Here is an 18,135-nt window from a genome sequence, read left to right on the forward strand (position 1 = left end):
ACTCACATCCGGACCAGGTCGCGGCGGCGCGCGAGCCACACGAAGAAGGGAGTGCCGACGAGGGCGGTCATCACCGACACCTGGATCTCACCGTGGTCGATCACCAGCCGCCCCGCGGTGTCGGCGCCGACGAGCAGGACGGCTCCGCAGACCATGGACAGCGGTAGCGACCAGCGGTGGTCCGCACCCACCAGCATCCGTGCGGTGTGCGCGGCGACCAGTCCGACGAAGGCCACCGGCCCCACGGCCGCGACGGCGGCGGCGCACAGCAGCACCGCCACGGCCGCACTCGCCAGCCGGGCCCGCTCCACCCGGATACCGAGCCCGCGGGCGGTCTCGTCACCGAGGCTCAGCAGGTTCAGGGTGCGCCCCAGGGGGAGTGCCAGCAGCAGGCCGGTGAGCGCGAACGGGAGTACCTGGCCCAGGAACTGGCCCCGCCCGGTGAGCTGGCCGACCGACCAGAAGCGCAGGTGGGCGTAGACGGCCTCGTCGCGCACCACGAGGAGGGTGATGAGCGAGGACATCACCGCGGCGACGGCGACGCCCGCGAGGACGAGGCCGATCGTGCTGCTGCCCGCGTTGGTGCGGGTCCCGATCAGGAAGACGAGGACCGCGGTCACCGCCGAGCCGGTCAGCGCCATCCAGAAGTAGCCCTGCACGCCGGACGTGTCGAGGAAGAGGATGCCGAGTACGACGAACACCGCCGCACCCTGCTCCACGCCGAGGATGCCCGGCTCAGCCAGCGGGTTCATCGTCAGTGCCTGCATGATGAGCCCGGAGGCGCCGAGGGCGGCCCCGACGGTCAGGCCGAGCAGCGTGCGGGGTATCCGCTCCGTCCACAGGACGTCGCCGTTGTAGCCCTCCGCGCCCGGGTGCAGCAGGATCCGCACGATCTCCAGCGGGGATATGTCGCGCGCACCGAGGCCGATGCTCGCGATGGTCACGGCGGCCAGCATCAGGCCGGCGAGCACCACGACCACCGCTGCGCGCGGGGCACGGGGCCGCGCGGGCGTCGGGGTCGGTGGTGCGGCCGGCGAAGCCGATTGCTTCATGGGTCTTCGGGTACTCCTCACCTGCTCAAGCTGGAAGTTAGGCTAGCCTTACCAAAGCGGGGTCCGGTCCAATGCCGGAGGCGAACCGCTCACAATCAGGGGTCAAGAACACGGCCCCTGCCGTAGGGGAGGATGTTGTGGCCGAGACGGGACTGCGCAGCGTGCGAAACGGGGAGACCCGCGCGGAGGACGTGATCATGGCCGATGACGATTTCATCGCCGAGGGCGGACACCCGCTGCACGTCCACGAGTTCCACCAGTTCCTGCACGTTCCGGTCGGCCGGATCGTGGTCACCGCCCTGGGCCGGGACTACGAACTGTCCGCCTCGGTGGCCCTGTGGATCCCGGCGGGCATCGCGCACAGCGCACGGTTCGGAGCCGACTCCGTCATCGCGGTCGAGTCCTTCGACGCGGACCGGTTCGAGCTGCCGTACCAGGACGTCACCACCATCAACATCAACGACGCCCAGCGCAGACTGGTCCTCGGGCGGATGCGCAGCACCTGTACCCAGGACGAGGACCCGGAGGTCTTCGCCGCACTGTCCGCCGGGCACCGCAACTGCCTGCCGCTGCCCCAGCCCACCAGCCACACCGCCGGCGCCGTGGCACGGGAGCTGGCCCGGACGCCGAGCGACCCGCGCACCGCGACGGAGTGGGCGGAGAACCTCTACACGAGCTCGACCAGCCTGCGCCGGGCCTTCCGCGCGGAGACCGGCATGGCCTTCTCGGAGTGGCGCACCCGGCTCCGGCTCAACCACTCGCTGGGCCTGCTGGAACAGGGCCAGTTGGTGAGCTCCGTGGCCGCCCGGGTGGGCTTCGTCAGCACCAACGGCTACATCCTGGCCTTCCGCCGCCACTTCGGGCAGACCCCGGGCGCATACGTGCGGAGTTCGCTGGACCGGTCCGCCTGACCGGTCCGCCTGACCGGGGCGCGCTCCCGGGTGGCATACCGCGGAGCCCGGGGCAGCGCGTCCACCGCTGCCCTAGCCTTGCGCCATGAGTGCGCCAGGGGACGTGATCGACGGACGGTTCGAGCTGATCGACCGGCTCGGCAGTGGGGGGATGGGCACGGTCTGGCGAGCGCTGGACCTCGTCCTTCACCGTGAAGTGGCCGTCAAGGAAGTACGATCGGAGGCCGGGCGGGACGACCCGGAATTCCGGCGGGTGTTGCGCGAGCGGGTGTTGCGCGAGGCCCGCGCCCAGGCCCGGATCAGTCATCCGAACGTGGTCACCATCCACCACATCGTCGACGAGGGCGAGCACCCCTGGCTGGTGATGGAGCTGCTGCCCGGCCACTCCCTCGGCCGGCGGCTGGAGGAGGGACCGCTGTCACCCACCGAGGCGGCCCGGACCGGCCGCGAGGTGCTCGCCGGACTGCGGGCCGCGCACGCGGCCGGCATCCGCCACCGGGACGTGAAACCCGCCAACGTGCTGATGCGGGCCGACGGTTCGGCCGTGCTCACCGACTTCGGCATCGCCGCCCTCCAGGACGCCGCCTCCCTCACCATGACCGGGGAGGTCATCGGGACCCCCGAATACCTGGCGCCCGAGCGGATCCGCGGCGCCGACCTGCCCGCCTCGGACCTGTGGTCGCTCGGCATGACGTTGTACGTGTGCGTGGAAGGCATCAGCCCGATGCGCCGCTCCACCACCCTGGCCACGCTGGCCGCGGTCCTCGACGAGCCGGTGCCGGTACCGCGCCGGGCCGGACCGCTGGCCGCCGTACTGGCCGAACTGCTGGTCCGCGACCCGGCCGCGCGGCCCTCCGCGGAGCGGCTGGACCGGCTGCTGGCCGCCGTTGCCCGGGGCACCGGCAGCGCAGTACCACAGGAGCCCACCCGCCTCGACCGGGCGCCCGCCTCCCCTCCCGATCCCTCCCCCGATCTCTCCTCCGTGCTCGACCGACCGCCGTTCGCCGGCCGGAGCGGCCCGCCGCCGCCCCCGCCGCCGCCCGGCCCGGCCCCTCGGCCGGCCCGGCCCGAGCCTGCGCCGGCGGCCACACCACTGCCCGCTCCCGTGCCCTTCCAGGCGCACGGGGCCACGCCCCGGGACGCACTGCCCACCATCGGCCCCCTGAACGCCGCCGTCCCGAGCGGGATCGGACCGGACCGCCGACGGAAGGCCACCGCGCTCGCGGCGGCGGCCGCCGTGACGGCCCTGGCGCTGCTCGGCGTCGGCAGGTATGCCCTGTTCAAGCCGGCCTCGGACGGACGCGACGACGGCAGGGGCACGGTCTCGCCCACGGTCTCCGCGCTCTCCACGGGACCGGGTTCGCCCCCGGCGACTCCCACGCCGGGCCCCACCGGCACTGCGTCGACGGGCCCCGCCCACACTCCCGGCACCGGCGCGGGTACCACCGGCGCACCCGGCGCGACGGACACCCCGGCCGGTGCTCAGCCGAGCACCACGGCGGCCATCGTGCCCGGCGGTGACGATCCGGCACCCGGCGTCGGCCGCTGGATCGCCCAGCTCTACTCCGAGCCGGAGAGCACCGGCATCGCCGCCCGCGACCGGCGGCTGGCGGCGGTCCGGGCCGCCGTCCCGGAGGCCCGGGTGCTGCGCAGCCGGGACTACGCCTCCCTCAATCCCGGCTACTGGGTGGTCTACGCCCCCGGCCCGTTCGCCGACGGCCGGGCGGCCGTCACCTTCTGCGCGCAGAAGGGCCGGACCACCGCCAACGAGTGCATCGGCCGCTACCTCAGTGACGACCAGGGCGACTACGCGTACCAGTGCACCCCGCCCGCCGACTCGCCCGGCGGCCGCTGCCGGCATACATGACGGGAGTGACCCCGGCGAGTCCCTGAAACCGCCGTCCCGTCAGGGAGAGACGCCCTGGGCCGCTTCCGCCTGGGGGAACACGGCGAGAGGGGCGTCCTGTGCGAAGAACGTCTTGGCGCGGATCGTCGCCCGCTCGTCGTCCCGCACCTGGCCCGGCCGCGAGCCGTTGCCGAGCAGCACCCCGCCGAACCGCATCCGCATGTAGGCCGCGGTGTGGTGAAGACTCGTCACCAGCCCCTCGGCGCGCACCTCGTCGTGGTCCGCCATGGCCGTCACACCCCACAGGGTCCGGCCCGCCATCCGCTCCTTGAAGTCCGAGCCGGGGACCGTGAGCCAGCCCGACCAGTAGTCGAGGTAGCGCTTGGTCTGCGCGGAGAGCGCGTACCAGTACAGGGGCGAGGCGATGACGATGTCGGTCGCCTCCAGCGTGGCCAGCCGCAGGGCCTCCTCGCTCTCCGAGGGCGTCCAGCCCTCGGCCTCGTGCCGCCCGTCCCGGAAGTCGGGCAACGCCGACCCGGCCAGGTCGAACCACCGCTGCCGGACACCGGCGGGCAACTGTTCGGCGGCCGCCCTCGCGAGTATCTCGGTGTTCCCGTCGGAGCGGGAGCTGCCGAGGACGAAGAGGAACGAGCGGTCGGTCATGAACATCACTCCATCGGTGCGCGGTCGGGCCGGCGGAATGCCCGCCGCCAGGGGCGACGTTAGACGTTGACATCAATGTGAAGGTCAACCGGATGCAGAGGTACGGCACATGCTGATCGGCGAACTGTCCCGGCGCACCGGCGTCAGCTCCCGGCTGCTGCGCTACTACGAGGCTCAGGGGCTGCTCGACGCGGAGCGCGGCCCGAACGGATACCGCGACTACACGGCGGACTCCGTGGCCGCCGTACGCAAGGTACGCGCCCTGCTCGCGGCCGGCCTGTCCACCGAGGTGATCCGCTCGGTGCTGCCGTGCGTGCGGGGCGAGGGGGTGCGCTTCGCCTGGTGCGAGGAGATCCGGTCCGTCCTCGACGCGGAACTGGCCGCCATGGACGCGCGCATCGAGGGCCTGCGGCACAGCCGCGCCACCCTGGCCTGCTACCTGGAACAGCCCTGAGCGGGCCGGAGCAGCCCGGAGCAGCCCGGAGCAGCCCTGAGCAGCCCTGAGCCCCGCCCCCGGGGAAGCGGGGCGGGGCTCAGGGGGAGCGGGGGTACGGCCTCAGGCGATCGCCGCCCGGGGCCGCTGCTCGCTGTCCGCGGCCCGGTTCCCGCGGGCGGGCAGAAGGCGGTCCAGGGCGAAGGCACCCGGGCCGGTGAAGACGAGCAGCAGGAAGGCCCAGCAGTACATGGCGGAGGACTCGCCGCTGTTCTGGATCGGGAAGAGGGCGTCCGGCTGGTGGGCCGTGAAGTAGGCGTACGCCATCGAGCCGGAGGCGGCGAAGGCCGCGCTGCGGGTCCCGGCGCCGAGCAGCACCAGCGCGCCGGCGACGAGCTGGATCACCGCCGCGTACCAGCCCGGCCAGGCCCCGGCGGGGACCGTGCCTCCGCCGTGGGCGCCGCCGAGGACGCCGAAGAGGGAGGCGGCTCCGTGGCAGGCGAACAAGAGACCGGTGACGATGCGGAAGAGGCCCAGGGCGTAGGGCCGGGCGGTGTTCAGACGGTCCGTCATGGGGAGATCCTTCGTTCGGATACGGGGACGTGGGGGTGGGGTGAGCGGGGGAGGACCGTCAACCGGTCCGGAGGGCCGGGGCGGCGACCCCGCCGGAGGGCACCGGCAGGTCGTACACCGGGTGTCCGGCGGTACGCGCCGGCTCCACGGCCGTGCCCACGTAGGGCTGCCGCGTGCCGTGCGCCAGGCCCTGCCCGGTGGACTTCAGCACGGCCTCCTTGCGCGTCCGGCAGCGGGCGAAGGCGGCCGCCCGGGCGGGCCGGGGCAGGGCCGGCAGTTCGGCGCGTTCGTCCTCGTGCAGGCCGGACATGACCGCGGGCCCCAGGGCGTCCGACGGCAGGTCCGCCACGTCGACGCCCACCGGTACGGGTGCGACCGCGACCAGGACCAGATCGCCCGCGTGCGCGAGGGAGAAGGGGACCGGGCGGCCCGGCAGGCAGGGGCGTCCGTGCGGACCGCCGCACGCGGCGCACGGCTCCCGGTCGATGATCAGGCGGGCCGGCGGCGTTCCGGGCACCGTGCCCAGGATGTCCCGCGGACAGACGTGCGCGACCAGGAAGCGGTCCACGTCCGCGAACCGCCAAAAACGGTCCGCCCGCAGGGACTCGGTACGGCCGGGCTCGCCCCGCCGGGCCGTGGCGGCCGCGGCGTTCTCCGCCACCGAAGCCGCCCACACGCGGGTCTGCCCGGGCAGCGCCACCGGCAGCGGCACGGGATGCACAGGCGGTACGTGCGCGGCCGCCGGCCGCGGCCGGGCCCGGAGCGAGGCCGGTCTCACAGCTGCGCGCAGACCCGGTCGGCCGTGGTGACCACGGCGCAGCGGCCCGCCGCCCACTCCAGGGCCATCCGGTGCTCCCGCTCGGAGAAGTCGGCGACGGCGTCCGCGACCACGAAGGCCCGGACGTCCTGCATCCAGGCGTCGCAGGCCGTCATCAGCACGCCGATGTGCGCGTACACGCCGGTGATCACCAGCTGGTCCCGGCCCATCGCGCGCAGCCGCTCCAGCAGGTCGGTCCGGACGAAGGCGCTGTACTTCCACTTCGTGAGCACGGTGTCGTCCGGGCCCGGCGCCAGGGCGGCGGGGATCGCGGCGGCCGTCGGGTCGGCGGGCAGACCGGCCCCCCAGAAGTCCTGCTGGAGTCCGCGCTCGGCCGGACTCTGGCCGCCGGGCTGCGCGGTGTAGAACACGGGCACCCCGGCCCGGCCCGCCTCCTTCTTCAGCCGAGCGACCTGCTGGAGCATGCCGGTGACGGGCTGCGCGTCCGTGTCGAAGGCCGACAGGAAGTAGTTCTGCAGGTCGTGGACGAGCAGGACCGCGCGGTCCGGATCCACCGTCCAGTCGACGCGGTTGGCCGGCAGCTCCCCGGCGGTCGGCAGCGGGTAGGGGGCGATGGCGGGCAGGGCCATGGGTTCGTCCGTTCAGTGCTGATGGGGCGGTACGGGGACGGCGGCCGGGGCAGCCGGGTCGGCGGGAGCGGCGGTGCGCAGGTCCCGTTTGGAGACCTTGCCCACTCCGGTCTTGGGGAAGGCGACGACGAACTCCACCCGGTCCGGCACCTTGTACGCCGCGAGGCCGCGCTCCCGCACGAACTTCTTCACGGCGGCGGGCCGCAGCTCTCCGGCGCCCTCGCGCAGGATCACGTAGGCACAGGTGCGTTCGCCGAGATAGGGGTCCGGTTCGCCGACCACATTGGCGTCGTGGACGGCCGGATGCGCCAGGATGTGGTTCTCCACCTCCTCCGCCGCGATCTTCTCCCCGCCCCGGTTGATCTGGTCCTTGGCGCGTCCCTCGACGACCAGGTGCCCGGTGGGCGTCATCCGGACGATGTCCCCGGTGCGGTAGAAACCGTCCGCGGTGAACGACCGGGCGTTGTGCTCCGGGGCGTTCCAGTACCCGCGGATGGTGTAGGGGCCGCGGGTCAGCAGGTGGCCGGACTCGCCGGGGAGCACCTCGCGGTCCTCGTCGTCGACGATCCGGATCTCGTCGTCCGGGGAGACCGGCCGGCCCTGGGTGGTGACGACGGTCTCCTCGGGGTCGTCGAGGCGGGTGTAGTTCACCAGCCCCTCCGCCATCCCGAACACCTGCTGGAGCGTGCAGCCCAGGCCGGGGCGGACCCGGCGGGCGGCCTCCTCGCTGAACTTGGCGCCGCCCACCAGCAGGACGTCGAGGCTGGCGAGGTCCCGGTCGGTGCGCGCGGCGGCCTCCGTCCAGAGCAGGGCCAGCGGAGGCACCAGGCCGGTGATCGTCACGCCCTCGGACTCGATCAGCGGGAAGGCGACGTCGGGCACCGGCTGCGGGCACAGCACCACGCGGCCGCCGGCGTACAGGGTGCCGAGCGAACCGGGTGAGGACAGCGGGAAGTTGTGGGCGGCGGGCAGGGCCACGAGGTACACCGAGTCCGCGTCCACCGCGCAGATCTCGTTCGAGCCCCACAGCGAGTAGATGTAGTCGTCGTGGGTGCGCGGGATCAGCTTGGGCACGCCCGTGCTGCCGCCGGAGAGCTGGAGGAAGGCGAGGTCGTGCGGGGCGGGCCCGTCGCCGAGCCCTCCGGCGGGCACGTCCAGGGGGACGTCGGCCAGCGCGGTGAAGGCGCCCGGGTCGCCGTCCGCGACGAACACCTCGCGCAGCCCGGGGACTTCGGCGCGGACGGCGGCGGCGAGCTCGCGGTAGTCGTGGCCGCCGTGCACCGAGGGGATCACGTACGCGGCCGCGCCGGTGAAGGAGCAGAAGTAGGAGATCTCCGTACGGCGGTGGGCCGGGAGCGCGAAGACGGGCAGGGCGCCGATCCGGAAGAGCGCGAAGACGACCTCGAAGAACTCGGCCGTGTTCGGCAGCTGCACGACCACCTTGTCGCCGGGGGCGATGCCGCGCGCCATGAGACCCGCGGCCATCCGGTCGGCCCGCGCGTCGAGTTCGCCGTAGCTCCAGGTGCGCCGGCCGCCGTCCGGGCCGCCGGCCGGGTCCACGACGGCGATCCGGTCGGGGTGGGCCGCGGCCCGCTCCCGCAGCACGGATCCGAAGGTCTCGCCCCGCCACCAGCCGGCCGCCCGGTAGCGCTCGGCGAACTCGGCGGGCCAGGGCCACCAGGCCGCTGCCGCGGAGTCGTGGCCGTGGCCGTGGCCGTGGCCGTGGTCGTCGGGGGAGTCGCTCACAGCTCGGCCCCGACGGCCTGCAGGAAGGTACGGAACTTCGCGGCGGTCTCCGCGGTCTCGGCCCCGGGCTCGGACGCGGAGACGACCCCCGCCCCGGCGTACAGGCGCAGCCGGTTGTCCTCGGCCTCCGCGCAGCGGATCGTGACGACCCACTCGCCGTCACCGGTGCCGTCCTCCCAGCCGATCATGCCGGTGAAGAAGCCGCGGTCGAAGGGCTCGGTCTCCTCGATCACCCTGCGGGCCACGTCGGTCGGACTGCCGCAGACGGCCGGGGTCGGGTGCAGGCTGGAGGCGATCTCCAGCGCGGAGACGTCGGGCTGTGCGAGCACCCCGGTCACGGTGGTGGACAGGTGCCACATGGTGGCCGTACGGAGCAGGGTGGGGCGCTCCGGGACGTCGAGGGAGGTGCAGTACGGGGCCATGGCCTGGTGCACGGCGTCGACGACGACGGCGTGCTCGTGCAGGTCCTTGGCCGACTGGAGCAGGGCGGCGGCCCGGCGGACGTCCTCGGCGAGGTCCGCGCTGCGCGGGGTCGACCCGGCCAGCGGGTTGGAGATGAGCCGGTCGCCCCGGCGGGACAGCAGCAGCTCGGGGCTGGCGCCGAGCAGGTTGCGGCCGGGGCCGGTGGGGAGCGCGAAGGTGTAGCCGGAGGGGTCACGGCGGGCGAGCCGCTGGACCATGGCGGGTATGTCCAGCGGTCTGTCGGAGGCGAGTTCCAGGGTCCGGGCCAGCACGACCTTGCTGAACTCGCCCTGCCACATCCGGTCCACGGCCGAGGCCACGCCCTTGGCGTAGACATCGGGCTCGGGGACGGAGGCGATGGCCCAGTCGGCGGTCGCCGGACCGGCGGCGGGCAGGGCGATCAGCGGGTCCGAGGCGAGCGGCGGGCCGCTGCGCAGGGACTCCGGGACGACGAGGGCTGCGCGGGCGCCGGGGGCGAAGGGGATCGCGCCGATCACCACGGGGTAGGGGTGCCCGGCCCGCCGGGCCTCGGCCAGGGCCTGGGCGACGCGGTGCGGCAGGGGTTCGGCGCAGTGCGCGACCTCCTGGCGGATGCCCTGCGCCAGCAGTGTCCGGGTGGGTGTCGCGAGGAACCGGGCTCCGCTGCGGTAGGCGTCGAGCAGCGTGGTGGCGGCGCCGACGGAGGGGTGCACCGGATCGGCCGGTGCGGGGGGCGTGGCGACTTGGTGGACCGTCGGCACGGTGACTCCTCTTCAGGGTGGGGGCAGGTGGGGGCAGGTGCGGGCAGGTGCGGGCAGGTGGGTGCGGCCGGGCGGTCGCCGGCTGCGGGCGGTGCGGGGCGGTGCGGGGTGGTGCGCGTGGCGCGGGTGGCACGCGTGACGCGGGGATCGCGCGTGGTGCGCGAGGGTGGACGGGGGCTGCCGCCGGGTCAGCGCAGCGTGGCTCCGCCGTCCACGTAGAGGTCCTGCATGGTGATGTGGCGCGCCTGGTCCGAGGCGAGGAACACGACGGCGTCCGCGATGTCCTGCGGGTCGGCGATCCGGCCCAGCGGAATCCCTGTCCGGTAGCTGGCGAGGTCCCCGTCCAGCACCCGTGAGGGCGCCTGCGGGTCGTTCCAGAGCCCCCACTGCATGGGGGTGTCGGTGGAGCCGGGGGCCACGATGTTGCAGCGCACCCCGCTGCGCGCGTACTCCAGCCCCAGACACTTGGTGAACATGACGGCCGCGGCCTTCGAGGCGGCGTACGCGGCCATGCCGGTGCGAGGGATCCCGGCGGCGTTCGAGGCGATGGTGATCACGCTCCCGGAGCCGCGGGCGGCCATGCCGGGGACGACGGCGCGGGAGGTGAAGAAGACGCCCTGGACGTTGACGGCGAAGGTGGCCGCCCAGTCCTCGTCGGTCAGTTCCGCGACCGGCGCCGCGCGCAGGATCCCGGCCACGTTCACCAGGATGTCGACCGGGCCGAGTTCCCGCCCGATCCGCCCGACGGTGCGGTCGACGGCCGCCGGGTCGGTGACGTCGAGTTCGTAGGCGCGGACGGTCCCGTCGCCGGCCGCCGGTGCTCGCCCGGCCTCCGGGTCCAGTTCCGCCGCCAGCGCGATGACGGCCTTCGCCGAGACGTCCGTCGCCGCGATGGTGGCACCGAGGCGGAACAGCGCACGGACGACGGCCTCGCCGATGCCCTGGCCCGCGCCGGTGACGAGCGCGACCTTGCCGGTGAATCCGCTGGTCCCGGGAATGCCGGGCTCACGGTGGTCGGACATGTCGCCCCTCCTCAATGCTTAGGTAAGCCTAACCTAATGAAATACTGAACGGCACTACGCGAACAGGTGCGTTGTGGGTGGGGCGCCGCAGCGCCCCACCCACAGCCAGGGGGGGGTCAGCCCCGGCCGGCCGATCGGGCCGACGCCAGTGCGCGGGCCAGAACCGGGCCGATCTCCGCCAGGACTCCGGGGGACATCAGGTCGTCGTGCGAGCAGTCCAGGACGTGCTCCTCGATCCGGCCGTCGTCCAGGTACGCGGGCCAGACCAGCCCCGGTGCCTCCTCCGCCGGGGTGGACCGGGACGCGGTGAAGAACAGCACGTCACCCCGGTAGCGGCGGGTCCGGCTGCGCGACAGCAGCCGCACGCAGTGCACGTTCGTGTCGACGATCGCCCCCAGCAGCGCCTCGTCGAAGCCGGCCAGCAGGCCCTGGCTGTCGCGGATCGCACCGACCGCCTCCGCCCGGTCCACCGGAGCGTCTCCCCGCGGCTGGTCGAGCCCGGCCACCGAGAGCAGGAAGCCGCTCTCCTCGCGCTCCAGCCGCTCGCGCCAGTCCGGGGCGTCGATGTACGACCAGTCCTCGATCTCCGGCGGGTACGCGTCCAGCAGCCCCAGGAAGGCGACCTCCTCCCCGCGCTCCTGGAGCAGCGCGGCCAGCGTCTGCGCCACGGTCCCGCCGAAGGAGTAGCCGAGGAAGTGGTACGGGCCCTCGGGCTGCACCGTGCGGATCTCCTCCAGGTACAGCTCCGCCAAGGCTGCGACATCTGCCACCTCGGGCTGTACTCCCGCGAGCCCCGGCGACTGGAGCCCGTAAACCGGCCGGTCCGCGTCCAGGTGCCGCAGCAGACCCGTGTACTGCCAGGCGAAGCCGGACGCCGGGTGGAAGCAGAACAGCGGCGCCGCCGTACCCCGTTCGCGCAGCGGCATCAGCACCCGCAGTGCGTCCCGGCGGGCGTCCGAGCCGATCCGGGCGGCCAGGTCGGCCACCGTCGGCGCGGCCATCACGGCCCCGACCTGGACCGGCGTGCCGAGTTCCGCGCGGATCCGGCCGACCAGCCGCATCGCCAGCAGCGAATGGCCGCCGAGCTCGAAGAAGTTGTCCTCGGCCCCCACCCGCTCCAGCCCCAGCACGTCCGCGAAGATCGCGCAGAGCAGTTCCTCGCGGGCGTCCTTCGGCGCCCGGCCGCCGCCCGCGTCCCCGAAGCCGGGGGCGGGCAGCGCCGCCCGGTCCACCTTGCCGTTCACCGTCAGCGGCAGGGCCGACAGCTCCACGAAGGCCGACGGAACCATGTACTCGGGCAGCGCGGCCGACAGCCGGGCCCGCAGGGCGGCCGGTTCGGGCGCCTGCGCGGCCGACGCCACCGTGTAGGCGACCAGCCGCTTGACTCCGGACGGTCCGGTGTGGACGACCACGGCCGCCGCCGCGACGCCCGGCTCGGCCGCGACCGCCGACTCGACCTCGCCGAGCTCGATGCGGAACCCGCGGATCTTGACCTGGTCGTCCGCGCGCCCGAGGTAGTCGATCTGCGCGTCCCCGCGCCAGCGCACCAGGTCGCCCGTCCGGTACATCAGCGTCCCCGGCTCGCCGAACGGATCGGCCACGAACCGCTCCGCCGTCAGCGACGGGCGGCCGAAGTAGCCGCGGGCCAGGCCCGCCCCCGCGAGGTACAGCTCACCGGCCACGCCCGCCGGAACCGGCCGCAGCGCGCTGTCGAGCACGTAGGCCCGGGTGTTGTGGATCGGCCGGCCGACGCAGGAGCTGACGCTGTCGTCCACGTCGGCGCCCAGCGCGTTGATCGTGTACTCGGTCGGGCCGTACAGGTTGTAGCCCATCGTGCCCTCGGTGCCCTTGAGCAGCTCCCAGAGGCCGTCCGGTACCGCCTCACCGCCCAGCAGGAACAGCGTGGGCCGGTGCCGGTCCGCGTCCAGCAGACCCGCCTCGACCAGCTGCAGGCCGTAGGAGGGCGTCACGTTGACCACGTCGATGCCCACGCGGTCGTAGTGCGCGGTCAGGGCCGCCGGGTCCAGCCGCAGTTCCTCGCCGATGACGTGCACCTCGTGCCCGTCGACCAGCCAGAAGAACTCCTCCCACGACATGTCGAAGGCGAAGGACACGGTGTGCGCCACCTTCATCCGGCGCCCGCCCGCCAGGGCCACCGCCGGAGCGAAGATGCGTTCGCGGTGGTTGAGGAGCATGTTGGTCAGGCCCGAGTAGGGGACCACGACCCCCTTGGGCCGGCCGGTGGAGCCGGAGGTGTAGATGATGTACGCCGGGTGCCGGCCGTCCCGGACGCCCGTCAGCTCCGATTCCGCCAGGGGCCCGTCCGGCAGCGCCGCCAGTTCGGCGAGGACCGCCGGGTCGTCCAGCAGCAGCGCAGGTACGCCCTCCACCACCGGCAGCCGGTCCGTCACCGGGGCCGTCGTGACCAGGCACAGCGCAGCGGCGTCCGCCACCATCGCACCGAGCCGGTCCACGGGGTGGTCCAGGTCCAGCGGCAGATAGGCCGCGCCGGTCTTCAGTACGGCGAACAGCGCGACCACGAAGTCGGCCGACCGGGGCAGACCGAGGGCCACCACGGCCTCCGGTCCCGCACCACGCGCCACCAGGGCCCGGGCCAGCCGGTCGGCCCGGGAGTCGAGCTCCGCGTAACTGAGCCGCTGGTCCTCGAAGACCAGCGCCGTCTCCCCGGGCGTCCGCGCGGCCTGCTCGGCGAACAGGTCGATCACCGTCGTGTCCGGGACGGCGTGGCCCATGTCGTCGCCGGTCGCCAGCAGTTCGGCCCGCTCCACCGCGTCCAGGGTGACCAGCCGGCCCACCGGGACCGCCCCGCCGTCGGCGAGCTGCTCCACCAGCAGGGCGAGCCGGCCCGCCAGGTTCCGGGCGGTGGCCTCGTCGTACAGGTCGGGCCGGTAGCCGAGGCTCAGCTCAAGTGCCGGACCGGGGGTGACGGCGAGGGTCAGCGGGTAGTGCGTGCCGTCGACGCTGTGCGTCCAGCCGATCGCGTGGGCCGTCACCGCCTCCTCGCGGGCGGCGTCGTTCAGCGGCGTGTTGCGGAACACGTACAGGGTGTCGAAGAGCTGCCCGAGACCGGTCAGCTGCTGGATCGGGCCGAGTCCCACGTAGTGGTGGGGCAGCAGCGCCGCGTGCTCGCCCTGCACCCGCACCAGCAGCTCGCGCAGCGGCTCGTCGGGGCGCAGGGCGACCCGGAACGGCAGCGTGTTCATGAACATGCCGATCATCTGGTCGACCCCGGCGAGATCCGCGGGACGGCCGGAGACGGTGGCACCGAACACCACGTCGTCCCGGCCCGTCATCCCGGCCAGCGCCATCGCCCAGGCCGTGCTGAGCACCGTGTTCAGGGTGACCCCGCAGCCGCGCGCGAAGGACCGCAGCCGGTCGCTGGTCGCCTCGTCCAGGGACAGGTCCACCACCTCGGCGGTCACCGGCTGCCGGTTCGGATCGGCCCGGGCCACGAGCGTGGCCTGGTCCAGCCCGGACAGGTGGCTGCGCCACGCCTGCCCGGCGGCCTCCCGGTCCACGGCCGACAGCCAGCGCAGGTAGTCCCGGTACGGGGTGACGGGCGGCAGCACGTCCGCCGAGCCGCCGTGCCCGTACAGGGCGAACAGCTCCTCGAAGAACAGCGACTCCGACCAGCCGTCGGTCAGGATGTGGTGCTGCGTCACGCACAGCATCCAGCGCTCCGCCGAGAAGCGGATCAGGGCCACGCGCAGCAGCGGCGGGGCCGCCAGGTCGAACCGGGCCGCCGCGTCGGCGAGCGAGAACTCCCGCAGCGCCTCGTCCTGCGCCGCCCGGCCGAGATGGCTCAGGTCGATCTCCCGCCAGGGCAGCTCCCACTCGCCCGGCACCACCTGCACCGGGCCGTCCAGGCCCTCGTGCCAGAAACCGGACCGCAGGTTGGGGTGGCGGCGCAGCAGCGCGTCGAAGGCGGCGCGCAGGGCGGGCCCGTCGACGGCGTGCAGCAGCTCGACGAAGTTCTGCATCAGGTAGACGTCGAGGGCCCGGTCGTCGTAGACGGAGTGGAAGTACAGGCCCTCCTGCAGCGGCGCGAGCGGCAGGACCTCCGCCACGTGCGGGAACACCGCGGCCAGCGCGGCCTCCTGCCCGGCGTCGAGGGTGACGAGCGGGCCGGCCGACGCCAGATAACCGCCGTCCTGGTCCGAGGCGTTGCGGGCCGCGGCCGCCATCCGCTCCACGGTCCGCTGCTCGAAGACGTCGCGCGGAGTGAGGACCAGGCCCGCCTTGCGGGCCCGGGTCACCAGCTGGATGGAGACGATGCTGTCCCCGCCCCTCGCGAAGAAGTCGTCGTCGATCCCGGCCGAGGCCAGCCCCAGCACCTGCGCGAACACGGCGCACAGCGCCTCCTCGCGGGCGTCGCGCGGCGGCCGCGACAGCTCGGCAGCGCCCAGCTCGGGCGCGGGCAGCGCGCCCCGGTCCAGCTTGCCGCTGACGTTCGTCGGCAGCGAGTCCAGGACCACCACGGCCGCCGGGACCATGTAGTCGGGCAGTACGGCCGCCAGCGCCTCCCGGAGCGACGCCGGTTCGACCGGGCCGGTCACGTAGCCGACGAGCCGCTTGACCCCGGGGGTGTCCTCGCGGACCACCACGGCGGCGGACCCGACAGCGGGCAGCGCGGACAGCGCGGACTCCACCTCGCCGAGCTCGATCCGGTAGCCGCGGATCTTGACCTGGTCGTCGGCCCGCCCGAGGAACTGCAGCTGCCCGTCGGCGCGCAGCCGTACGAGGTCGCCCGTACGGTACATCCGCGAGCCGGCCGGACCGTACGGGTCGGCCACGAACCGCTCGGCGGTCAGCGCGAACCGGCCCAGGTAGCCGCGGGCCAGGCCGTGGCCGGCCAGGTACAGCTCGCCGGGGGTGCCGGCCGGCGCGGGCCGCAGGGCGCAGTCCAGGACGCGGGCGCAGGTGTTGCCGATGGGCCGGCCCACGATCGGGGTGGCCGAGTCGGCCAGGTCGGCGCCGAGGGCGTCCACCGTGTACTCGGTGGGCCCGTACAGGTTCACCGACATGACTCCGGGAGCCGCACGGACCTCGGTCCACAGCGCCTCCGGGACGGCCTCGCCGCCGAGCAGCAGCAGCCCCGGCCGGTGGTGCGAGCCGCTCAGCAGCCCCCACTCCAGCAGGGCGCCGGCGTAGGTCGGTGTCACGTCCATGGCGTCGATCCGGTGCTCACGGACGTATGCGACGGTGAACTCGGCGTCGCGGCGGGCGATCTCGTCCAGGACGTGCAGCTCGTGGCCCGAGACCAGCCAGAACAGCTGCTCCCAGGAGGTGTCGAAGCTGAAAGAGGCGGTGTGCAGGGCGCGCAGCGATCGTCCGCCCGCCGCCGCGACGGCGGGGGCGAAGACGTCCGCGATGTGGTTGGCGTACAGGTTCGACAGGCCGCCATGGGTCAGGACCACGCCCTTGGGGCGGCCCGTGGAACCGGAGGTGTAGATCACGTAGGCCGGGTGCCCGGACTCCGCGCGCGGCGGCCGGAAACCACCGCCGTACGCGACGAGTTCGGCGGTCGCCTCCGCCGAGTCCAAGGCGATCCGCGCAGGTCCGCCCACGGCCTCGGCGGGTAGCAGCGCGAGCGCCGCCTCCGTCGTCAGCACACACGCCGGCGCCGCGTCGTCCAGCATCAGGGCGATCCGGTCGGCCGGGTAGTCCAGGTCCAGCGGCAGGTAGGCGGCCCCCGACTTCAGGACGGCCAGGATGGCCACCACCGACGCGGCCGAGCGCGGCACGGCCAGCGCCACGACCGACTCGGGCCCGGCGCCGCGCGCGGCCAGCAGCGCCGCCAGCCGCTCCGCCCGGTCGTCGAGTTCCGCGAAGGTCAGCCGGTCGGGGCCCGAGACCACGGCGACGGCGTCCGGCGTCGCGGCGGCCTGCGCGGCGAACCGGTCGGCGACCGTACCGTCCGCCACGTCCCGCGAGGCGCCCGCTTCCGCGGTACGCAGCTCCGCGCGGTCGGCGGCGGTCAGCGGTTCCAGCGTCCCCACCGGGCGGCCGGGGTCGCCCGCGACCTGGTCCAGCAGGGAGGCGAACCGCTCGGCCACGCGGGCGGCGGTCCGGGCGTCGAACAGGTCCGGCCGGTACTCCAGGGCCAGTTCGGCCCGCTCGTCCAGGGACACGGACAGGGTGAGCGGGTAGTGCGTGCCGTCCCGGGCCTCGATGCCCGTCACCCGCACCCCGTCGGACAGCGCCGGGCGGGCGGACGGGTCCACCGGATAGTTCTCGATGACGACGAGGGTGTCGAACAGCTCGCCGCCGCCCGCCTGCTTCTGGATCAGGCGCAGGCCCAGGTGGTGGTGGGCCAGCAGCGCGTTCTGCTCGTCCCGGAACCGTCTCAGCAGGTCCGCGACGCTCTCCCACGGCCGCGCCGTGAGCCGCACCGGCACCGTCGTGATGAACAGACCGACCATCGACTCGACCCCGGGGATCTCCTCGGGCCGGCCCGCGACCGTCAGCCCGAAGGCCACGTCCCGGCGGCCCGTCAGACTGCCGAGCAGCAGCCCCCAGACCGCCTGGATCACCGTACTGGGCGTGGTGCCCAGCGACCGCGCCGCGGCCGTCAGCCGGGCTGTGGCCGCCCCGGACAGCTCCACGCGGTGCACCCCGGGCCGCACCGCGGTACGGGACGGGTCGGCCGGGGCCACCAGCACGGCCTCGTCCAGCCCGGCCAGCGCCGAGCGCCAGGCGCCCTCGGCGGCCGGGACGTCCTGCGCCTTCAGCCACTTGAGGTAGTCGCGGTAGGGGCGCACCGGCTGCTGGGCCGAGGAGCCGCCGTCGCTCTCGTACAGCGCGAGGAGGTCCCCGACGAGCAGCGGCATCGACCAGCCGTCGACCAGGATGTGGTGCACGGTGACCACCAGCAGGTGGTCGTCCGGGCCGCGGCGCACCAGCAGCAGGCGCAGCAGCGGCGGCCGGTGCAGCTCGAACCGGCGCTCCAGCTCGGCCCGTTCCACCCGGCGCACCGCGGCCTGCGAGGGATCGGCCGACAGGTCCGCCCGGCCCAGCGCGAAGGTCACCTGGGCCGGCACGAACTGCACCGGCTGCGGCACCCCCTCGTGCCAGAATCCGGCCCGCAGGTTGGGGTGGCGGCGCAGCAGCGCCGCGCCCGCCCGCTCCATCCGGTCCGCGTCGACGGGGCCGGCCAGCGACACGGAGACCTGCACCGTGTACACGTCCGGCGCGCCCGCGTCGTAGACGGAGTGGAACAGCATGCCCTGCTGCAAGGGGGACAGCGGAAGCATGTCCTC

12 protein-coding genes are annotated in these 18,135 nt (G+C 74.1%); 3 read left to right on the plus strand and 9 right to left on the minus strand.

Translation table 11 applies throughout. The features are described from left to right. Window positions 1–2: 2 nt before the first annotated feature. Window positions 3–1,052, minus strand: a complete 1,050-nt coding sequence (locus ACFY0D_RS05510; protein ID WP_390797100.1) for a FecCD family ABC transporter permease — start codon at window positions 1,050–1,052, stop codon at window positions 3–5. A 197-nt stretch (window positions 1,053–1,249) separates the two neighbouring features. Between ACFY0D_RS05510 and ACFY0D_RS05515 the strand changes: the two genes are divergently transcribed. Beyond that, a complete protein-coding gene (locus ACFY0D_RS05515; RefSeq protein WP_390797101.1) occupies window positions 1,250–1,963 on the plus strand; it encodes a helix-turn-helix domain-containing protein in 714 nt (237 codons plus the stop codon). A gap of 85 nt (window positions 1,964–2,048) precedes the next feature. Beyond that, window positions 2,049–3,830, plus strand: a complete 1,782-nt coding sequence (locus ACFY0D_RS05520) for a protein kinase (protein WP_390797102.1) — start codon at window positions 2,049–2,051, stop codon at window positions 3,828–3,830. 39 nt (window positions 3,831–3,869) lie between these two features. Here ACFY0D_RS05520 and ACFY0D_RS05525 read toward each other — a convergent pair whose 3' ends face one another. Continuing rightward, a complete protein-coding gene (locus ACFY0D_RS05525; RefSeq protein ID WP_390797103.1) occupies window positions 3,870–4,472 on the minus strand; it encodes a flavodoxin family protein in 603 nt (200 codons plus the stop codon). Window positions 4,473–4,581: 109 nt separating this feature from the next. Between ACFY0D_RS05525 and ACFY0D_RS05530 the strand changes: the two genes are divergently transcribed. Then, on the plus strand, window positions 4,582–4,926 hold the full coding sequence (locus ACFY0D_RS05530) for a MerR family transcriptional regulator (protein WP_301373924.1): 345 nt from the start codon (window positions 4,582–4,584) through the stop codon (window positions 4,924–4,926). A gap of 102 nt (window positions 4,927–5,028) precedes the next feature. Here ACFY0D_RS05530 and ACFY0D_RS05535 read toward each other — a convergent pair whose 3' ends face one another. From ACFY0D_RS05535 to ACFY0D_RS05565, 7 genes are all read right to left on the minus strand, one after another. Continuing rightward, complete coding sequence (locus tag ACFY0D_RS05535; protein WP_390797104.1) at window positions 5,029–5,478, minus strand: DoxX family protein; 450 nt, start codon at window positions 5,476–5,478, stop codon at window positions 5,029–5,031. Between the two features lie 58 nt (window positions 5,479–5,536). After that, entirely contained in the window at window positions 5,537–6,199 is a 663-nt protein-coding gene (locus ACFY0D_RS05540; protein ID WP_390797105.1) for a 4'-phosphopantetheinyl transferase superfamily protein, read from the minus strand. Window positions 6,200–6,252: 53 nt separating this feature from the next. Continuing rightward, window positions 6,253–6,885: an isochorismatase family protein gene (locus tag ACFY0D_RS05545; RefSeq protein WP_390797106.1), complete on the minus strand. Its 633-nt coding sequence runs from the start codon at window positions 6,883–6,885 to the stop codon at window positions 6,253–6,255. 12 nt (window positions 6,886–6,897) lie between these two features. After that, complete coding sequence (locus ACFY0D_RS05550; RefSeq protein ID WP_390797107.1) at window positions 6,898–8,631, minus strand: (2,3-dihydroxybenzoyl)adenylate synthase; 1,734 nt, start codon at window positions 8,629–8,631, stop codon at window positions 6,898–6,900. After that, window positions 8,628–9,833 carry an isochorismate synthase DhbC gene (dhbC, locus tag ACFY0D_RS05555; RefSeq protein WP_390797108.1) on the minus strand — a complete coding sequence of 402 codons (1,206 nt, stop codon included), beginning with the start codon at window positions 9,831–9,833 and terminating at the stop codon, window positions 8,628–8,630. The genes ACFY0D_RS05550 and dhbC overlap by 4 nt, the downstream gene beginning before the upstream one ends. A gap of 188 nt (window positions 9,834–10,021) precedes the next feature. Beyond that, window positions 10,022–10,855 (minus strand): 2,3-dihydro-2,3-dihydroxybenzoate dehydrogenase, encoded by an 834-nt coding sequence (locus ACFY0D_RS05560; RefSeq protein WP_390797109.1) that lies wholly within the window; start codon window positions 10,853–10,855, stop codon window positions 10,022–10,024. Window positions 10,856–10,971: 116 nt separating this feature from the next. Continuing rightward, window positions 10,972–18,129, minus strand: a complete 7,158-nt coding sequence (locus ACFY0D_RS05565) for an amino acid adenylation domain-containing protein (protein ID WP_390797110.1) — start codon at window positions 18,127–18,129, stop codon at window positions 10,972–10,974. Between the last annotated feature and the right edge of the window lie 6 nt (window positions 18,130–18,135).

The organism is Streptomyces sp. NPDC001502 (genome assembly GCF_042894785.1).
Taxonomy (GTDB): domain Bacteria; phylum Actinomycetota; class Actinomycetes; order Streptomycetales; family Streptomycetaceae; genus Streptomyces; species Streptomyces kutzneri.

Bases quoted from the DNA above. Each gene is read 5' to 3' on its own strand.
- ACFY0D_RS05510 (WP_390797100.1), bottom strand. From the start codon at position 1,052: ATGAAGCAATCGGCTTCGCCGGCCGCACCACCGACCCCGACGCCCGCG.
- ACFY0D_RS05515 (WP_390797101.1), top strand. From the start codon at position 1,250: ATGGCCGATGACGATTTCATCGCCGAGGGCGGACACCCGCTGCACGTC.
- ACFY0D_RS05520 (WP_390797102.1), top strand. From the start codon at position 2,049: ATGAGTGCGCCAGGGGACGTGATCGACGGACGGTTCGAGCTGATCGAC.
- ACFY0D_RS05525 (WP_390797103.1), bottom strand. From the start codon at position 4,472: ATGACCGACCGCTCGTTCCTCTTCGTCCTCGGCAGCTCCCGCTCCGAC.
- ACFY0D_RS05530 (WP_301373924.1), top strand. From the start codon at position 4,582: ATGCTGATCGGCGAACTGTCCCGGCGCACCGGCGTCAGCTCCCGGCTG.
- ACFY0D_RS05535 (WP_390797104.1), bottom strand. From the start codon at position 5,478: ATGACGGACCGTCTGAACACCGCCCGGCCCTACGCCCTGGGCCTCTTC.
- ACFY0D_RS05545 (WP_390797106.1), bottom strand. From the start codon at position 6,885: ATGGCCCTGCCCGCCATCGCCCCCTACCCGCTGCCGACCGCCGGGGAG.
- ACFY0D_RS05560 (WP_390797109.1), bottom strand. From the start codon at position 10,855: ATGTCCGACCACCGTGAGCCCGGCATTCCCGGGACCAGCGGATTCACC.
- ACFY0D_RS05565 (WP_390797110.1), bottom strand. From the start codon at position 18,129: ATGCTTCCGCTGTCCCCCTTGCAGCAGGGCATGCTGTTCCACTCCGTC.